Consider the following 16,291-nt stretch of genomic DNA (forward strand, 5'->3'; position numbering starts at 1 on the left):
GCGAGTGCGCGAACATCATTCCGCTCCGGTGGCGAACACGGAAAAGCACAACCGAAGCGCCGGCCGTTGCCCGATCATCCGCCGCGCGTTGGACAGGTCATCGACATCGACAACTCCGTTGGCGGCTGTTGCGGTGGCACCCTGCGCAGCATCTGCGACAGCGCCAGCGAGATCCTCGATTATGTTGAGACCCGCTTTAGGTGCAGCGTCCCGCCGCCCGAAACATGCCTGCCGAACCGTTGACCGACGAGGAACAGCCCAACCTGAACTTGACCGACGCGTTCCAGATGAACTGCACCCCAAGGTCCAATTCACGTCGACGTGGCGACGAGGACCGCGCCACCGAATGTCGCGACGATAAAGATTGTGCGCGCACGTTCGTCGCTCAATCGTGCAGCGCAGGAGCGATACGTTCTGGCGCTTGTGTGTCCAGGTCTGGGCGCCTCCCCGTGCCAAAGGCAAGCGGAAAGTGTCGCTTCTCCGACGCGATCAGCAACTTCATCGCAGCCGGGCAGAACGATGGAAGCGAAGCTTGCCCGCTTGATATTTGCAACGAATGAGGTTTGTTGGCGGAAATAACGAATTGTTTGCCTGATCGGCAATAAACAGCCCATCCGTTTCAACGCGCGCCATTAGATAAGAGGAAAACTCGATGACCGTTTCTCCAGACCAAAACGACCAGGCTGATCTCGTATCGATCACTGCCGACATCGTTTCCGCCTACGTGTCGAACAATCCGCTGCCGGTCGGCGAGTTGTCGAAGCTGATCGGGGATACCTATGCCGCTTTGCAAGGGATCGGCACACCTGTGGCCCCGGCCGCGGCCAAGCTGGAGCCCGCGGTGTCGATCAAGAAATCAGTGACACCTGATTTCATCATCTGCCTTGGAGGACGGGAAGAAGTTCAAATCCTTGAAGCGACATATCGGAACGCATTACAATCTGACGCCCGACGCGTACCGCCAGAAATGGAACCTGCCCTCCGACTATCCGATGGTGGCGCCGAACTACGCAGCCACCCGCTCGGCTCTGGCAAAATCAATCGGCCTCGGACGCAAGGCGGTGGCGCCCACTCCTGCCGCGGCGGAAAAACCAAAACGGGCTGCCCGTGCGGCAGCAGCGACAGCAACCGCAACGGCAATCAAGTCGCCGACTAGGAAGGCGCGCAAGCCACTCGTCAAAGCATAGCGTGCTGCACCCGACTGATGTGCCAGGCAGCACCGGACCTGAACATGGCGAAGCCCCACCTTGCCGGCGGGGCTTCGTGTTGAGTCGGGTCACTCTGCGGTGCGGCGAGACCAGATCAGCGAGAACTCGCCCTCGGTATCGGTCTCAACCAGGCTTGCATAGATCGGAGCGGGGAAGCTCGGATCGTCGAGCTTGACCGAGCGGTAGTCGCGGCCCTCACGCGAGGTCTTCTTCCATGCCGCTCCGAATTCGGTGGCTCCGGCAAAGATGCGGAAGTTTGGACCTTTCTCGTTGTCGCCTTCGGCCGGTGTAGAGGTCACCGTCTTGACGTTGAGGTTCAGGGTCTTGACCGAGCCGGAGAAGCCGTTCGCGGTGCGGGAGAAAGTGCCGATCGTCGCCATTGTGGTCGTTCCTTCTGTTTTCTCGGGCGGCGCCTATCGCGGCCTCGATGGTGGTCGTGAGACCGGGGACGATCGGGCCGCACCCCAAAGCGGCTGAAACGAAGTGGAAGACGGCGGCGCGAGGCTTTCTTGGGCCGCGAGGAATGGACGCAAACCGGGCTCCCCGCCATGCCTGCGTGGTGGGGTGGTATGGCCAGGGGAAGAAAACGAAGCGCCGTCGTTGCGCGAAGACGATCGAGGCTGAGCGAAGCGAAGACGGTCCTCGGTCAGACCCAATCCATTCGAGGACGCTGCGGGCTCAGGATGAACAGACAGGAGTGAACGCGGGGACGGCGATCAGTCACGCGCTTGCCCCTGGCATGAGCGCTTTGCGGGCAATTTCGGTAAACTACACCTCAACCATGACAGCGATTATCGCCGCTAAACGGACCAACGCCCGATGGCCGGTGAGCGGAGCTGGGCTGCGCCGTGAAGCTGGTGGACCGGATCATTCGCGGCGAGCGATTGCCAAAGCGGCTCTTCATAGGCGGCTCGGTATGCTTCGTGATCCAAAATCCGCGCTCCACACTGCCCTTTTATGCGACTCCGGAGCAAAAAAATGGCGAACATGCAGCGCAAGAACGCGTCGGCCAATACCATCGGCTCGACCAATACCGTGCCGTTCGCTACTCGTAACGGAAAGCAACGGTCAGAAAAGACCTCCGCCAAGCCCGGGCATCCAAGATCTGAGAAGCGAGGCGGCTTATTTCGATCACCTGTCTGCGTCGGGCTTTACGGTCGCCGAGGTGGGTGATGACGGACTCGACATCTTCATGACGCAGCTCGGCGTGTGATCCATATAGGGACCACGCTGCATTCATTCCGTTCAATACTTCGATTCGGAATAGCTCGTCCGTGCCCGGTGTGCACCTCCACCGCGAGCGTCGGCGAAGGCGGTCATATTCTCAGTCAGCGTAGCGCGTCGAAGCCAATTCAGCGGGACCCAGTATTCGCAGAGGAAGCATCACTCGCCAAATCCCAGTTCCCCCTGTAACGCGAGGCACGTCCGTGGCAGAACTTTGGCATGGCACGTCTAGGCCCATTGCTGGCGTTTTTAGCGCTCTATGCCGTCATGTATGCTGCATTCGGGGTAGCGTCCCCGTTCTGGCCCCGGTATTTTGAGGCGCGTGGCCTGACACCTGAAGAGCTGGGCGTTCTGTTCGGATTAGGCAACGCGGCCCGGCTGATTGCCGGACCCCTTGCCAATCGAATTGCAGATATTCTCGGCGCTCTCCGTGGCACCCTGGCGGTCTGCATCGGGATCGCGGTGGCGGCGACGCTTGGGCTGCCTGCCGTGCAAGCTCTCTTTTTTCTGATGGTCGTTTATCTGGCCCAGTCGGCCGGGCTGGCACCGATCACAACCCTCGCCGACGCCCTTGCGGCGCGCGCATCGGTGCGCGAGCCCGGTTTTGAGTATGGTTGGGTGCGGGGTGCGGCATCAGCGGCCTTCGTTGCTGGCACCCTCGCGGCTGGCCAGGTGCTCGGAGTTTTCGAGCTGGACGCGATAATATGGATGTACGCCGCGCTGCTCGCCGCAGCGCTGGCTGCCGCCGCGCTGGTGCCGGAATCAGACACTGGCGCCGAGCGGGCTGCGGACCCGGTCGGGCAAAGTGTAATCGGCGGGCTCCGCGAGCTGCTCGATCTTCGGACTTTCCGGCGCATCGTGGTGATTGCGGCGCTGATCTATGGCAGCCACGCAATGCATGACACCTTCTCGGTCATCCGTTGGACAGCGGCCGGGGTCGGCACGGCGGCGAGCAGCATACTTTGGTCGGAGGCCGTCGCAGCGGAGGTGGTGGTGTTCCTTGTGGTCGGGCCGATCCTGCTGCGCCGGCTTGGCGTGGCCGGGGTCGCCGCTCTGGCCGCGGTGGCCGGAATCCTGCGCTGGGTCGTGGAAGCGGAAACGGCGGTGGTCTGGATACTTGCGTTCGTGCAACCGCTTCACGGCATAACCTTCGCACTGCTGCATCTTGCCTGTATGCGTGTTATCGCCAGCAGCGTGCCCGCACATCTTGCCGCCACCGCGCAGGCCCTCTACGCGATGGGCCCGGGGCTCGCCACCGCGGGCCTTGTCTGGGTATCAGGGCAGCTATATGGAGCCTATGGCCCGCCCGGGTTCCTCATGATGGCGGGACTGTGTGCGCTGTCCCTTCCGCTAGTGATTGGACTGCGCGCATTGCCCCCATCACCGGATTGACACAGGCACACCTGCTATATCCCCGCCGCTTCGGTATAACCAGGCGGCCCGGCACTTCCGCACGCGCCGGAATGCCGCTGAAGATCGCGGCCAAGATCGACGCGATTGAATCATTTTGGAGTGACAGGGTCGAAACCACAGGTGCTTCAGCATTCAAATGCCGAGTTCGTAGGCGAGGTCGAGCAACAGAAGGCGGAGCTCTTTGGGCAGTGCGACAGCGCTGCCGTTTCCCATCGACTGGCCGGAACCGTTCAGCCTCGTGACCATTGAGCCGATGGCCTGCGGGACCCCGGTTATAGCCTTCAGACGCGGCGCCGTTCCGGAGGTCATCGATAATGGCGTGTCCGGACTGATCGTAGCCAATCGCGCACGGGTCCGGGAAACTTTTGAAAAGCGGTTTTTGGTCGGGCGCATGCATAGCGACTAAATGGCGATCTACCGCTCGCTCGCAGGCAACAAGCGATTTGCAATTGGGCTTTGTGGATCGCAGACAAATTTCGGAGGGAACAATGCTTCCTTATCGTCGTTCATTCGCCGCCCGGACGCACTTGTGGCTGACCCGTCCGGTCGTGTCGTCCGCCGCTCGATCTTGGCGAGGCGGACTGTTGTTGGAAGAGAAATGAGGAAACTATGATTCGCACCGTTGTAGTCGCCGCCGCACTGATAGGCTTGTCAGGTGCTCCCGTGCCCTGAGTTGATCTTCGTGCCGCCGCGCTTTGACGCCTACCGGGCCGTCTCCCAGCAGATCCACGCGATCTTTGCCGAGCACACGCCACTCATTGAACCGCTCTCGCTCGACGAGGCCTACCTCGACGTCACCGCCAATCTGCAGGGCATTCCGGTCGCCACGACGATCGCCGAAATGATCCGCGCGAAGATCAAGTCCGAGACCGGCCTGACGGCTTCGGCCGGCGTCAGCTACAACAAATTCCTGGCCAAGCTCGCCTCCGGCCAGAACAAGCCGGATGGGCTGTTCGTCATCACCCCGAAGCTGGGGCCGGCCTTCATCGAGGCATTGCCCGTGCGAAAATTTCATGGCGTCGGCCCGGCGACTACCGACAAAATGGCGCGGCTCGGCATTAAGACCGGTGGCGACCTGCGTGCGCAGAGCCTGGCGTCCCTCGAGGAGAAGTTCGGGAAGGCTGGTCCCTACTATTACTGGATCGCTCGCGGTATCGATGAACGTCCGGTGCGGGCCGATCGCGAGCGCAAGTCGGTGGGAGCCGAGGACACCTTCGCGAGCGATTTGTTTGACCTCGAAAGTGCTCGCAAGGAACTGGCGCCATTGGTCGGCAAGGTCTGGCGCTATTGTGCGGAGCGATCGATCAATGGCCGGACGGTGACGCTCAAGGTCAAGTTCGCCGACTTTCAGCAGATCACACGCAGCCGAACGATCGGTGGGGTCATCGAGACGGAGACGGACTTGGCGACTATCAGCGTCACACTCCTCGAACAGGTGTTTCCCGTCACCAAGGGAATACGCCTGCTTGGGGTGACGCTTTCGAGTTTGAGCGGAACACGCGCTGAACCAGACCGGCAGATGTCTTTGATGATTTAGACTTGGAGATTGGACACATGGCGCTCAGACGGATGGACAATGTAAGTATCGTCGTCGAGGACCTCGAAGCGACGATTGATTTCTTTCGTGAGCTCGGCCTAGAGCTCGAAGGCCGGGCCACGATCGAAGGAGAATGGGCCGGACGTGTCACTGGACTGGGCGATCAGCACGTCGAGATTGCCATGATGCGCACACCGGACGGCCACAGCCGCCTAGAGCTCTCCCGCTTCCTCAAGCCGCCAGTCGTCGCGGATCACCGCAACGCCCCGGTCAACGCCCTGGGCTACCTCCGCGTCATGTTCACCGTGGACGACATCGACGAGACGCTTGAAAGGCTTCGCAGCCGCGGCGCGCATCTCGTAGGCGAAGTCGTCCAGTATAAGGACATGTATCGGCTCTGCTACATCCGCGGGCCTGAAGGGCTTCTCATCGGACTCGCCCAAGAACTCAGCTGAACATCAGCGAGCGCGTCTCACGCAGGGTCGGTTGTTAGACCAGGACTGGCTGCCGCTATCGGACTGCTTCTCGGATTCGGGCTGTCAGCGTCTGTTCGACGTTGAAATAGCCTTCCCAGGCGTCGAGCTGCTGAGCCCGCACAGCAGCGGCGAAAACGTCGAATGCGCTGGCACTTTTGAAGGTCGGCAACTCATCCCAGGCCACGGGTACGGCACACTTGGCACCAGCTCGCGCCCGGGTCGACCAAGGACAAATTGCCGTGGCGCCCTGTCCATTGCGCAGGTAGTCGATGAACATGCGGCCCTTGCGCCTCGCTTTGCTCATGTTTGCAACGAAGCGGGAGGGATCGGTGCGGGCCAGCAGTTCGGCGAAGTCCTGGCAGAAGCTCTTTACCTCTTCCCAGTCGGCCTCGGGAACGAGTGGAACGACCACGTGAACGCCCTTGCCTCCGGATAGCAGCGGCCAGGATTGGAGACCGAGCGCTTCCAGAACGCCCCGGATATCGAGGGCTGCCTGCTTGACGTCACCAAAGCCCAGGCCCTCATCGGGATCGATGTCGAAGATCATACGGTGAGGCAGTTTCGGTTGTTGGCGCAGGCTGCCCCAGACGTGGAACTCGAGCACGTTCATCTGCACGCCGGCGATAAGCCCCGCCAGGTCGTCGACCCAGAGGATGCGGCTCTCCTTGCCGGACATCTTCTCCAACTGGCCGTCATGGATGGCCTTGGGCATTCCAGGCAGTTTGTGCTTCTGAAAAAAGGTCTGTCGTAGGTCGCCATCAGTGTCGCGCACCAGTGAAAGGGGCCGATCCTTGATATGCGGCAGCATCTTCTCAGCGACTGCCGCGTAATAGGCGGCGAGCGTCGACTTCGTCACCTCTGTGCCAGGATACATGACCTTGTCAGGATGTGTCAGCTTGACGCCAACTGCGCGGGCGATCTCCTTGCCCATATGGGGATCCAGATTGGCCGTGGCGACGGTCGCGATCGTCCTGGGCGTTTCCATCACCACCTGGTCGGCGCGCTTGTCTTCGCGCATCCCCTCAAAACTCGGGTGACGCAGGCTGCCGTCGGGTGTCACCTCGGAATAGGTGACCTCTGCGACGAGCTCGGGCTTCACCCACTCGGCGCGGCGCGCGATATCGCGCGGTACGGATACGAAGGCGGGCTTCTCCAGAGGTCGCTTCTCCAACTCCGCGAGGATGGATTTGCGCATCGCCTGGGTGAAGCCGGTGCCGACGCGGCCTCGATAGATCAGCTTGCCGTTTTCATACGTACCAAGAATCAGCGAGGCCATGCCGCGCCCAGTGTCGCTTGGGCGGTATCCGCCGACTACGAACTCTTGGCGTTTCGTGCACTTGATCTTTAGCCAGCTCGCGGTGCGGTCGCCGACGTAGCGACTGTCCGAGCGCTTGGCGATGATGCCCTCGTGGCCGCCGGCGCACATCGTGTCGAAGACCTTCTTGCCATTGTCGGCGATATGGCTCGAGACCTGCAGGCTGTCGTTCGGGTCCCGTTCACCTAAAAGGGTCGCAAGCCGTTCCTTGCGCTCGAGCAAGGGCCGGCTGGACAGATCCTTGCCGTTCAATTCCAGCAGGTCGAAGGCGTAGAACTTGAGCGGCATGCCCGCGGCGATGCCGGTTTTCAGCATGGAGAAGTTGGTGCGGCCCTGGCTGTCGATGGCTACGATCTCGCCGTCGATCAACGCCGAGCCCTTGGTGAGTGCCTGAAGCGGCGGCAGGATCACCTTGAACTGGCGGGTCCAGTCATAGCCGTTGCGCGTGTAGACGACGACCTCCGATCCCGAGATCGCGGCCTGCGCACGATAGCCGTCGAATTTCATTTCGAAGAGCCAATCGGCACCAAAAGGGATGTCGTCGGTCAGCGTGCAGAGCTGAAACGGGCGAAACTTTGGGAGTGGGTATTTCTGGGTAGATTCTGAGTCCCTGCGCCGTGTGCGCTTCTTGGAGAGAGCGGACTCTACGGCCGACATGCGAAACTCGAATACATAGTCGGATTCAATAACCCGCGTGGGATTCGGTTCCAAGCCCTTGCGCGATGCATTGAACCAGAAGAGTCCGGCGGCGTTGTTGGGAATTGGAATGCAATTCCTGGAGGAAGAAATGGCTACCACTCAAACAACTCGCGGGCGCAGCCAGGATCGCGCCAAGGTCGCTGGCGGGCAGGACCATGAGGTGAAATACGAGGCTGGCAAGACTGGCGCCAGCAAGTCTGACGTCAAGTCGGCCGTGAAATCGGTCGGTAACAGTCGCAAGAAGGTTGAAGACAAATTGGACAAGAAGTGAGCCGGCCCGACGTCCGTCACGCGGGCAACTAGGCATTATCCCATTGATCACGCAGCGTCCAATATGTCCGATTTCGACTCAAGAATTCCCACAGGTAGGGACAGCGATCTCGCGATCCGATCTCGATAGCCCTTGTTGTACCTCAGACCCGACTCGATGTTCTGAATTTCCTCAGCCGCTAGCCCGCACGCCACCGCTAGGTCCTCGATCGATATCCAAGGTGCTCCCGGATGATGTGGGTCCCCTCTGACATAGCCGTTGAGACTGTCTCGGGAATGCGCGAATGCTTCATAGACACCTCCAAAAAGAACAGGATACCCGCTACGATCGGGAGATTTCCTCTCGACCTGGCGCTCCCAAGATGTTGGATGAGATGTTCGCCGCGGCCGATAAGCTGAAGGCTGCCGGCTACACCGCATTCGCCGTCGGAGGCGAGCCCTGGTACGAGAAACGACAGGCTAGGTCCCGCTCTACCGACGAAGCAAGTCCGCGAGGTTGTCCGATTTTTCAACTTTGTCTGTGAGGTCCAGGCCTGACAGCAGATCGACCAGGTGGCTGGTCATCAGCGCGGCCGCGTCGGCACTACGACCTGCTTCGATCGCATCGACCAGGGCGTGATGGGCGTGTTTCTCACAGGTCGCGTCGCGCCTTTTCCAATAGAGCGCGATGATGAGGGAAGAATGGGAGACAAGGTCGCGAACGAAATTGGTGTACACCGAGTGTGCGGCGATCTCGGCGATACCGACGTGGAAACGTGCCGACAGCATGATCGCCTCACTGTCTCGGCCGGCGTGAACCGCCTCATGTTCGTTCTCGAGATGCCGCCGCAGCTGCGCAATGTCGGATGACACTGCTGCCTTCGCGGCGAGCCAAGCCACTTTGGGTTCAATCAGCGCCCGTGCCTCGAATACCTCTCGCGCTTCCACTTTCGACGGCTGGGCCACAAATGCGCCGCGGTTTGGCTCCAGCCGCGCCAGCCGGTCATGCGCCAGAGCTTGCAGAGCGGCACGAATGACGGTGCGGCTCACCGAATAGATCGACGCCAACTCGTCTTCCGGCAGCTTAGTGCCAGGAGCGAGACGATGGCTGACGATGGCGTCTCTCAGACCATAGTATATCGGCGACCAGCGGGCTGCCGGCTTTTCGTCGCGGTCTTCTTCCCTGAGTACTGTCAGCATGCTCTCAACGCACAGGCACGACCGTGCCAGACCTATCCCAACCCGCCTAACGGTCGCTGCAATCTAGTATCGCCTGCGGAGCGGTCAATCCCGGGACACAGGACCTTTATTCGTAAGGCCAGGCGCCTTCGGCGAAATGACTGCTTCGGCGGCGCCGGCCGGGGACAGCGATGCGTAGATGCCCGAGAACCGCTTGCCGCGGGGAGCAGCGTAGCCGCCGACCTTGGACGTCGTTAAACCAACTCTGACAAGGCCCTCTGCCAAGGCGACCGCGCAGGCGACACCATCGAGTATGGGAATACCGTGTTCTTGCGACAGGCTGCTTGCCAGATCGGCCATGCCCGCGCAGCCAAGGACGATCGCCTCCGCCTTGTCCTCGCTGATGGCGCGCGCAATCTCGACCGAGATTCTGCGCCTGGCGCCAGACCCCGGCAGTTCGAGATCGAGCACGGCAACTTCCGACGACCTGACTTTGGCGCAGCGTGACGCGAGGCCATATTTCGCCAGATTGTGCTCGATCGCTGGAACGGAGCGGGCGAGCGTCGTCACGACACTGAACTTGCCGGCGACAAGGCTGGCAAGGTGGAAGGCCGCCTCGCCGATGCCGATGACCGGTGCCTCGGCGGCACAGCGTGCCGCGTCCAGCCCGGTGTCGTCGAAACACGCGATCACATAGGCGTCGATGGCCGCCTCCTTCTTCATTTCGGCGATGATCCCAGGAATGGCGAAGACTTCGTCGAAATAGCCTTCGATGCTCGGCGGACCGTCGGCGGGGTTCACCGAAATGATTTGCGTCCCGGCAGAAGCGACACTCGCTGCGGCCTTGCCGATTTTGGCTGTCATCGATGCGGTCGTGTTGGGATTGATGACGAGTATGCGCATGCGATCAGCCTCAGATTTCGCCGCCGAGATAAAGACGCTTGACCCGGTCGTCGCTCAGCAATTCGGCGGAATTGCCGCTCAGCGCGACGCTGCCGGTCGTCAGCGCATAAGCACGCTGGGAAATGCGCAGCGCCATGCGGGAGTTCTGCTCGACCAGCAGAACGCTGACCTTCTCGTCGCGGTTGATCGCCACGATCGAGCGGGCAATGTCCTGGACAAGCTTCGGCGCGACGCCCAGCGATGGCTCATCAAGCAGCAGCAGGCGTGGCTTGGCCATCAGCGCGCGCCCGATAACCAGCATCTGCTGCTCGCCGCCGCTCATCGTACCCGCGGCTTGCGAGTATCGCTCCTTGAGGCGGGAAAAGCGGCCGAGCACCATCTCCAGAGAGCCGGCGATCTCGGCCTTGTCGGAGCGCGTGAAGGCGCCCATGAGGAGATTGTCCTTGACCGACATATAAGGGAAGACGCGGCGTCCTTCCGGCACCATGGCGATGCCCATCTTGACGATGGCATCGGGAGAGGCACCATCGATGCGTCGGCCGCTGTAGTGGATCTCGCCGGACCTGATCCTGCGCAGGCCGGTGATGGCGCGAAGGATCGATGACTTACCGGCGCCGTTAGCGCCGATCAGCGCGACAGTCTCGCCCTCGTTGACCTCCAGCGACACGCCTTTCAGGGCGTAGACGTGATCGTAGTAGAGTTCGACGCCGGCGAATTTCAGGATCTGGTTCATAGGCCGATGGCCTCGTCTTCGCTGCCGAGATAGGCCTCGATCACCTTGTCGTTATTCTGGACTTCCGCCGGCGTTCCCTCGGCGATCTTCTGGCCGAAATTCAAGACGACGATGCGGTCAGAAATTTTCATAACGGCAGGCATGTCGTGTTCGACCAGAAGGATGGTAAGGCCGAGTTCGCGCAATCGTCTGACCATAGCCACCATTCTCATTGTCTCTTCGTGGTTCATCCCGGCGAAAGGCTCGTCAAGCAGCAGGATCGAGGGGTTCGTGGCGAGGCCGATTGCAATGCCGAGGGCACGCAAATGACCATGCGGCAAGTTTCGGGCGATCTCGCCGGCGAGCGACGACAGGCTAAGCAGCGCCAGAATCTCGTCGGCCGAAGCGCCGAAAGCCGCTTCGTCGGCCTTGGCCGCGCCGGTGCCGAGGAAGAAGCCAAGCAGGCTCGCCCTGGAGCGCAGATGGTGAGCGATGATGACGTTCTCGCGCACGGTCATGTTCTTGAAGATCGTCGTTTCCTGAAAGGTCCGCACGACGCCTTTGCGCGCGGCGATGTGCGGGGCGAGGTCGGAGATGCGCTCGCCCTTTAAGCGCACTTCGCCCGATGTCGGCCTGAGGAAGGACGAGATCAGCTTGAACAGCGTCGATTTGCCGGCCCCATTGGGACCGATGACCGACAGAATCTCCTTCTCGCGCACGGAGAAGGAGACGTTGTTGACGGCAACGAGACCGCCGAAGCGTTTGGTTAGAGCCGAGACTTCGAGCAGATCGGCCATGGCTCAACCCTTCTTCCGGGTCGTGATCGCAAGGCTGAGCAGTCCATTGGGCAGAAACAACATCAGCACGATCATCAAGGTCGAATAGATCAGCAGCTGGAACCGGCCGGTCTGGAACAGCAGGTCCCATCCGAAATAGAGCACCAGGGTGCCGAGCATCGGTCCGAATACGTAGCCGAGCCCGCCGAGGAAGCAGTTCAGCATGAAGTTGACAGAGTCGGTGACCGTGAAGCTCGACGGATAGATCGACTGCGAGATGGCGGCGAAGATCGCGCCGGCTACGCCGCCAAAGAAGGATGAGACGGCATAGGCGACGACGCGCAGATAGGCGATGTTGACGCCGATCGACGAGGCCAGTTCCTCATTCTGCTGGAGCGACTGGCAGAGCTTGCCGACGCGCGAATGAACCAGCCGGTACACCACCGCGAAGCAGAGCACCATGAGCGCGACCGCCAGCAGGTAGAAAGCCAGCCGTGCATTATGCAACGTGGCGAAATCCGGGATGATGGTGAGGCCGAAGGCCGATAGCGCTCCAGGCAGCGGGATGCTGACCATGCCCTTGGCACCGTTGGTGATCGGCAGCGCCAGCGCCAGAAGCCGCGCGACCTCGGTCAGCACCAGCGTCACCATGGCGAAGTAGACGCCGCGCAGGCGCAGGATCGGCAGGCCGATAAGCACGCTTGCCGCCGCGCAGAACAGACCGGCGACCGGGAGCGTCAGCCAAAACGACCAGCCATAGGTCACCACAAGTATGGCCGAGACATAGCCTCCCATAAGCGCATAGGCGCCCTGGCCGATATTGATCCGGCCGATATAGAAGGTAAGCCAGACGCCGGCACTGGCGATGCTGAGCAGCGCCACCGAGGTGAACGTATAAAACAGGTCGGTCCGACCGCTCATCGAGATCAGAACCGGCACGGCGACGAAGACGACCGCCAGAAGGGCGGCGATCGGGGCGATTTTCATGCTACGGGTCATGGCACCCATCAACCCCACGGCTTGCCCATCAGCCCGTGGGGGCGGATTGAGAGGAACACCATCAGCGCGGCGAAGATGACGAGGTAAGTGATGTCGCCATATTCGCGCAGCACCGTCAGGCCCACTGACTCCATCATGCCAAGGATGAACCCGCCGGCGATCGCACCGCCGACCACGCCGGCACCGCCGATCATCACCATCATGAACGCCTTGATCGAGATCGGACCGCCGATACCGGAATTGACGCCGGTGATGGTGACCAAAAGGCCGCCGACGATGCCGGCCAGCATGGCGCCCATGGCGAAGCCGATCATCGAATAACGGTCGACCTGGACGCCCATCAATTGCGCGGCGACGCGATCCTGGGCCAGTGCCCGCATGGCTCGCCCGACCCTGGTGTACTGCATGTAGAGAACGAAGGCCGCGATGAAGACCAGCGCGAGCGCGCCGACGAGCATCCGGTCATAGGGCATGATGATGCCGCCCTCGTTGAAAACGCCCTTGACGATCTTGGGTACGCCGCGCTGCTTTTCACCGAAGATGAGCAGGATGACGGCGTCGAAGAAGAAGGCGGTCGCGGCCGCCAGCAGCATCGTGCTTTCTTCGCGGAGACTTCGTCTGATGACGGTTCGGAAGAGGAACTTCTCCATCAGCGCGCCGATGATGGCGAGCGTCACGCCGGATGCCAGCAAGGCGATCACGAAGGGCAGCCCGAGCTGCCCATATATTGTGTAGGTGATGAACCCGCCCAGAACATACATTTGCCCGTGAGCGAAGTTCAGCACATTCATCAAGGCGAAGATGAGCGTGAGCCCCAAGGCGATCAGCGCATATTGGGCGCCGAGGTAGAATCCGTTAGCGATGACCTGTTCCATGGACGCCTTCGATCTTCCGAGGGACCCGGAAACATGCCCCGGGCCCGCGGCAACGCGGGAGAAAATATCCGCTGGACGCTGACCCTAGTCGACCGTGCCCACGAAGAGGGTCTGGAAGGCGCCGTCCTTGTACTCGTTGACCACCATTGGTACGGCAAGCTGACGTTTTTGGCCGAATGAGGTCGTGCCAACATAGCTCAGCTTGGCGTCGCCCTTGAGGAAGGGATTGGGAGCCGAGAAGGTGTCGATGGTCTTCTTGAATTCGTCGACATTGTCGATCGCAGCCGGATTGGCCTTCAACGTCTCGATAATGTATTCGAGCGCGTAGACCTTGGTGTTGGACTCATCATTGTATTCGCCGAACATCTTGGTGTAGCGATCGACGAATTCCTTCATCGTGTCGGAGGCGATCTCCGGCGTGGAGGCGCCACCAACGGAGATGAAGCCATTGGCGTACTCGCCGGCGCCTTCCTCCAGAACCTTGGCATCTTGCGCGGTTTCGGTCGAGATCAGACCCTCAAAACCAAGCTCTCGGGCGGCACGGATGAGCAACGGTGCGTTGGCTGGCGCGACGCCGGACAGCACCAGCAGGTCGGGTTTCAGCGCAACGATCGGCGTCAGCACCGGCGTGAAGTCACGGGTATCGTTCTGGTAAGTGTCGTTCTGGGCGACGACCTCCAACCCGAGCGCCTTGGCCGCCTCGACGCCGCTGTCGCGCTGGCTGAGCGGGTCAGACTCGTTCGCGGCGACGAAGGCAATCGTCTTGACGCCCTTCTTTTCCTTGAGATATTTATAGATCGCCGGGCCTGATTGATAGTTGGCGATCATGCCGAGCACGGCATTCGAGGCAGGCTTCTGATACAGCGCTTTCGGGAACGCGTAGGGGAAGTAGATGATGCCGTTGGCCTCGGCGACCGGGCGCACGGCGGCGGCGCCGTCATCGACATTCGGCCCGACCACATAATGGATGCCTTCCTGAGCCATTTTCTCCATGCCGGCGATGGCGCGCTTGGGGTCTTTTTGATCGTCGAAGGTGACGATTTTGATGTCGTAGGTGCTGTCACCGATCTTGACGCCACCAGTCTCGTTGATCCAGGCGGCGCGCGTCTGCATTGACCGCACATTCGAGGTGCCCCAGGCCGCGGCCGCACCGCTGGTGACGCCGACGAATCCGATTTTCAATTCCTTGTTCTGGGCCTGGGCGGGCGGCGTACCCATTGCGGTGACGGCCAGGGCCGAGACGGTGCCAAGCACCATCGCTTTGAGAGTCGAGCGTCTGTTGATCATTCTGGCGTTCCCCTTTGGTTATCGCGCTTTGTGTTTTGCTCATCGGCTGCGCGGATGCCTTAGGGGAAACCCAGATCACAAGGTTGTCAACGTTTTTCTTCGTTTTTGTATACAATCCCACCCTCTGGCCTCACGCACGGGCCAAGTACATGCCAAGTCCCGCAAAGCAATGAGCTGCACTCGGGGCCCGGCATAGGTCGCGCTGAGTTCCAGTCTGCAATCTTATGCAACATCGAATTGTAGCAGCTAAGTTAAAATGTCCGGATCTGGCAAAGTAGGAATGTCGCTCCTGCCTTTGCCTTGCCAATCTCCCCGCCCTTCGAGAGCGCAGGAGATTGCAGGTTGGGACTGGTTCTGATGAGCGAACGTGAGCTGCAGCGGATCGAGGTTCTCTCGAGGGTTAACGAGCGAAGGATGACCAGTGCCACAGCTGCGGGTTTGCTTGGCGTCTCGGCCAGGCAAGTCCAGCGGCTGATGAAGACGTTTCTGTCTGAAGGCGCGCCGGCCCTTCGCCACAAGGCGCGTGGCCGTCCATCCAACAACCGCATTCTTGATGGCGTTCGCGACTTTGCGCTGGAGCTTATTCGTGAACATTACATCGACTTCGGTCCAACGCTGGCGCGCGAGAAGCTGCTTGAGCGGCACCAGCTTGGGGTAAGCAAGGAGACCTTGCGCAAATGGATGACGGAGGCGGGCATCTGGACGTTGCGGCGGGAGCGCAAGCGGAGGGCTGCATCAGCCGCGCGGCCGCCGCGACTGTCTTGGCGAGATGGTGCAGATCGACGGCTCGCATCACTGGTGGTTCGAGGGGCGCGGGCCCAAATGCGCCCTACTCGTCTTCATCGACGACGCGACCGGCCGGCTGTTACATTTGCGCTTTGCCGGGTCGGAGAACACGTTCGACTACTTTCACGCAGCGAAGGCCTATCTCGAGGCATGGGGCAAGCCGCTGGCATTCTACAGTGACAAGCACGGCATCTTCCGCACAACGCATGGCTTCCGCCAAAAGCCGATCTATCGTCGCCGGGCTCATTGTCAGCAGCTTGCCGCGGAGCGCGGCATCGAGCTCCAGCCGGCCATGCCGTTCAAGCGCTGGCAGCAAGACAGGTATCAACGGCCGCAGCCGTTTGGAACACAGCCGCTCCGATGCCTCCCACAACACCACGAGCGCTTCGCGAACATCGCCGCCATAGCGAAGGCTGTGCCTCTTGTTGCCAGGTATCTTCGACGCGCGTTGACGGAGCACTCGGATCGCATGCTTGCGATGATAACCGGTCACCGCGACGAACTCATCGAGGATGAGGCGCTTATCGCTTCGGCTCCCCGATCGATACCGCTCGACAATTGCTTCCACCTGACGTTGCCCCCAGTTTCTATCCAGTTTTGAGTTCGTTTCCGGCGTGGGTTGTGCCCTGCTGGGCCGGTGAAGCGACGGGCGC

At 61.0% G+C, this 16,291-nt stretch carries 16 protein-coding genes and 2 pseudogenes; 8 read left to right on the forward strand and 10 right to left on the reverse strand.

What is annotated here, in order from left to right; all coding sequences use genetic code 11:
* Positions 1-652: 652 nt before the first annotated feature.
* Positions 653-1,106: pseudogene (locus tag NKH21_RS15930) on the forward strand (Ros/MucR family transcriptional regulator); the annotation flags it as partial.
* 170 nt (positions 1,107-1,276) lie between these two features.
* Here NKH21_RS15930 and NKH21_RS15935 read toward each other — a convergent pair.
* Positions 1,277-1,588 carry a DUF736 domain-containing protein gene (locus NKH21_RS15935; RefSeq protein WP_352866079.1) on the reverse strand — a complete coding sequence of 104 codons (312 nt, stop codon included), beginning with the start codon at positions 1,586-1,588 and terminating at the stop codon, positions 1,277-1,279.
* Between the two features lie 468 nt (positions 1,589-2,056).
* Here NKH21_RS15935 and NKH21_RS15940 point away from each other — a divergent pair, with 468 nt between their 5' ends.
* Both NKH21_RS15940 and NKH21_RS15945 read left to right on the forward strand, forming a co-directional pair.
* Complete coding sequence (locus NKH21_RS15940; protein WP_352866082.1) at positions 2,057-2,263, forward strand: hypothetical protein; 207 nt, start codon at positions 2,057-2,059, stop codon at positions 2,261-2,263.
* Between the two features lie 388 nt (positions 2,264-2,651).
* On the forward strand, positions 2,652-3,824 hold the full coding sequence (locus tag NKH21_RS15945; RefSeq protein WP_352866084.1) for an MFS transporter: 1,173 nt from the start codon (positions 2,652-2,654) through the stop codon (positions 3,822-3,824).
* A gap of 153 nt (positions 3,825-3,977) precedes the next feature.
* Here the strand turns inward: NKH21_RS15945 and NKH21_RS15950 are convergent, their stop codons facing one another.
* Positions 3,978-4,154 carry a hypothetical protein gene (locus NKH21_RS15950; protein ID WP_352866127.1) on the reverse strand — a complete coding sequence of 59 codons (177 nt, stop codon included), beginning with the start codon at positions 4,152-4,154 and terminating at the stop codon, positions 3,978-3,980.
* On the opposite strand from NKH21_RS15950, the gene NKH21_RS15955 reads away from it, so the two are divergent.
* The 3 genes from NKH21_RS15955 (at position 4,084) to NKH21_RS15965 (ending at position 5,837) form a co-directional block, all read left to right on the forward strand.
* Positions 4,084-4,251 (forward strand): glycosyltransferase, encoded by a 168-nt coding sequence (locus tag NKH21_RS15955; RefSeq protein ID WP_352866125.1) that lies wholly within the window; start codon positions 4,084-4,086, stop codon positions 4,249-4,251. The genes NKH21_RS15950 and NKH21_RS15955 overlap by 71 nt on opposite strands.
* A 249-nt stretch (positions 4,252-4,500) precedes the next feature.
* On the forward strand, positions 4,501-5,382 hold the full coding sequence (gene dinB, locus NKH21_RS15960) for a DNA polymerase IV (RefSeq protein WP_352866087.1): 882 nt from the start codon (positions 4,501-4,503) through the stop codon (positions 5,380-5,382).
* 17 nt (positions 5,383-5,399) lie between these two features.
* Positions 5,400-5,837 carry a VOC family protein gene (locus tag NKH21_RS15965; RefSeq protein WP_352866089.1) on the forward strand — a complete coding sequence of 146 codons (438 nt, stop codon included), beginning with the start codon at positions 5,400-5,402 and terminating at the stop codon, positions 5,835-5,837.
* A gap of 55 nt (positions 5,838-5,892) precedes the next feature.
* On the opposite strand, the gene ligD is transcribed toward NKH21_RS15965, so the two are convergent.
* A complete protein-coding gene (gene ligD / locus NKH21_RS15970) occupies positions 5,893-7,971 on the reverse strand; it encodes a DNA ligase D (protein WP_352866091.1) in 2,079 nt (692 codons plus the stop codon).
* Here ligD and NKH21_RS15975 point away from each other — a divergent pair.
* The gene (locus NKH21_RS15975) at positions 7,961-8,143 is read left to right on the forward strand and encodes a DUF3606 domain-containing protein (RefSeq protein ID WP_352866093.1); all 183 of its coding nucleotides are present in this window, start codon (positions 7,961-7,963) and stop codon (positions 8,141-8,143) included. The genes ligD and NKH21_RS15975 overlap by 11 nt on opposite strands.
* Before the next feature lie 470 nt (positions 8,144-8,613).
* Here NKH21_RS15975 and NKH21_RS15980 read toward each other — a convergent pair whose 3' ends face one another.
* The 7 genes from NKH21_RS15980 to NKH21_RS16010 form a co-directional block, all read right to left on the reverse strand.
* Complete coding sequence (locus NKH21_RS15980; protein WP_352866096.1) at positions 8,614-9,321, reverse strand: GntR family transcriptional regulator; 708 nt, start codon at positions 9,319-9,321, stop codon at positions 8,614-8,616.
* Positions 9,322-9,405: 84 nt separating this feature from the next.
* A complete protein-coding gene (locus tag NKH21_RS15985; RefSeq protein ID WP_352866098.1) occupies positions 9,406-10,203 on the reverse strand; it encodes an aspartate/glutamate racemase family protein in 798 nt (265 codons plus the stop codon).
* Positions 10,204-10,213: 10 nt separating this feature from the next.
* Positions 10,214-10,936 carry an ABC transporter ATP-binding protein gene (locus NKH21_RS15990; RefSeq protein WP_352866101.1) on the reverse strand — a complete coding sequence of 241 codons (723 nt, stop codon included), beginning with the start codon at positions 10,934-10,936 and terminating at the stop codon, positions 10,214-10,216.
* Positions 10,933-11,712, reverse strand: a complete 780-nt coding sequence (locus NKH21_RS15995) for an ABC transporter ATP-binding protein (protein WP_352866103.1) — start codon at positions 11,710-11,712, stop codon at positions 10,933-10,935. Before NKH21_RS15995 ends, NKH21_RS15990 begins: the two co-directional genes overlap by 4 nt.
* A 3-nt stretch (positions 11,713-11,715) precedes the next feature.
* Positions 11,716-12,678 carry a branched-chain amino acid ABC transporter permease gene (locus NKH21_RS16000; RefSeq protein ID WP_502911896.1) on the reverse strand — a complete coding sequence of 321 codons (963 nt, stop codon included), beginning with the start codon at positions 12,676-12,678 and terminating at the stop codon, positions 11,716-11,718.
* A gap of 20 nt (positions 12,679-12,698) precedes the next feature.
* Positions 12,699-13,565 carry a branched-chain amino acid ABC transporter permease gene (locus tag NKH21_RS16005; RefSeq protein WP_352866109.1) on the reverse strand — a complete coding sequence of 289 codons (867 nt, stop codon included), beginning with the start codon at positions 13,563-13,565 and terminating at the stop codon, positions 12,699-12,701.
* Between the two features lie 84 nt (positions 13,566-13,649).
* Complete coding sequence (locus NKH21_RS16010; protein WP_352866112.1) at positions 13,650-14,852, reverse strand: ABC transporter substrate-binding protein; 1,203 nt, start codon at positions 14,850-14,852, stop codon at positions 13,650-13,652.
* Between the two features lie 342 nt (positions 14,853-15,194).
* Between NKH21_RS16010 and NKH21_RS16015 the strand changes: the two are divergent.
* Positions 15,195-15,846 (forward strand): annotated as a pseudogene (locus NKH21_RS16015) (ISNCY family transposase); the annotation flags it as partial.
* Positions 15,847-16,291: the final 445 nt, after the last annotated feature.

Origin of the sequence: Mesorhizobium sp. M1329 (genome assembly GCF_040318035.1) — a bacterium.
GTDB lineage: Bacteria > Pseudomonadota > Alphaproteobacteria > Rhizobiales > Rhizobiaceae > Mesorhizobium.

Coding starts and splice junctions, on each gene's coding strand:
- NKH21_RS16000 (WP_502911896.1), bottom strand. CDS start 12,678: ATGAAAATCGCCCCGATCGCCGCCCTTCTGGCGGTCGTCTTCGTCGCC.
- NKH21_RS15965 (WP_352866089.1), top strand. CDS start 5,400: ATGGCGCTCAGACGGATGGACAATGTAAGTATCGTCGTCGAGGACCTC.
- NKH21_RS15935 (WP_352866079.1), bottom strand. CDS start 1,588: ATGGCGACGATCGGCACTTTCTCCCGCACCGCGAACGGCTTCTCCGGC.
- NKH21_RS15985 (WP_352866098.1), bottom strand. CDS start 10,203: ATGCGCATACTCGTCATCAATCCCAACACGACCGCATCGATGACAGCC.
- NKH21_RS15975 (WP_352866093.1), top strand. CDS start 7,961: ATGGCTACCACTCAAACAACTCGCGGGCGCAGCCAGGATCGCGCCAAG.
- NKH21_RS15950 (WP_352866127.1), bottom strand. CDS start 4,154: ATGACCTCCGGAACGGCGCCGCGTCTGAAGGCTATAACCGGGGTCCCG.
- NKH21_RS15990 (WP_352866101.1), bottom strand. CDS start 10,936: ATGAACCAGATCCTGAAATTCGCCGGCGTCGAACTCTACTACGATCAC.
- NKH21_RS16010 (WP_352866112.1), bottom strand. CDS start 14,852: ATGATCAACAGACGCTCGACTCTCAAAGCGATGGTGCTTGGCACCGTC.
- NKH21_RS15945 (WP_352866084.1), top strand. CDS start 2,652: ATGGCACGTCTAGGCCCATTGCTGGCGTTTTTAGCGCTCTATGCCGTC.
- NKH21_RS15980 (WP_352866096.1), bottom strand. CDS start 9,321: ATGCTGACAGTACTCAGGGAAGAAGACCGCGACGAAAAGCCGGCAGCC.
- NKH21_RS15995 (WP_352866103.1), bottom strand. CDS start 11,712: ATGGCCGATCTGCTCGAAGTCTCGGCTCTAACCAAACGCTTCGGCGGT.
- NKH21_RS16005 (WP_352866109.1), bottom strand. CDS start 13,565: ATGGAACAGGTCATCGCTAACGGATTCTACCTCGGCGCCCAATATGCG.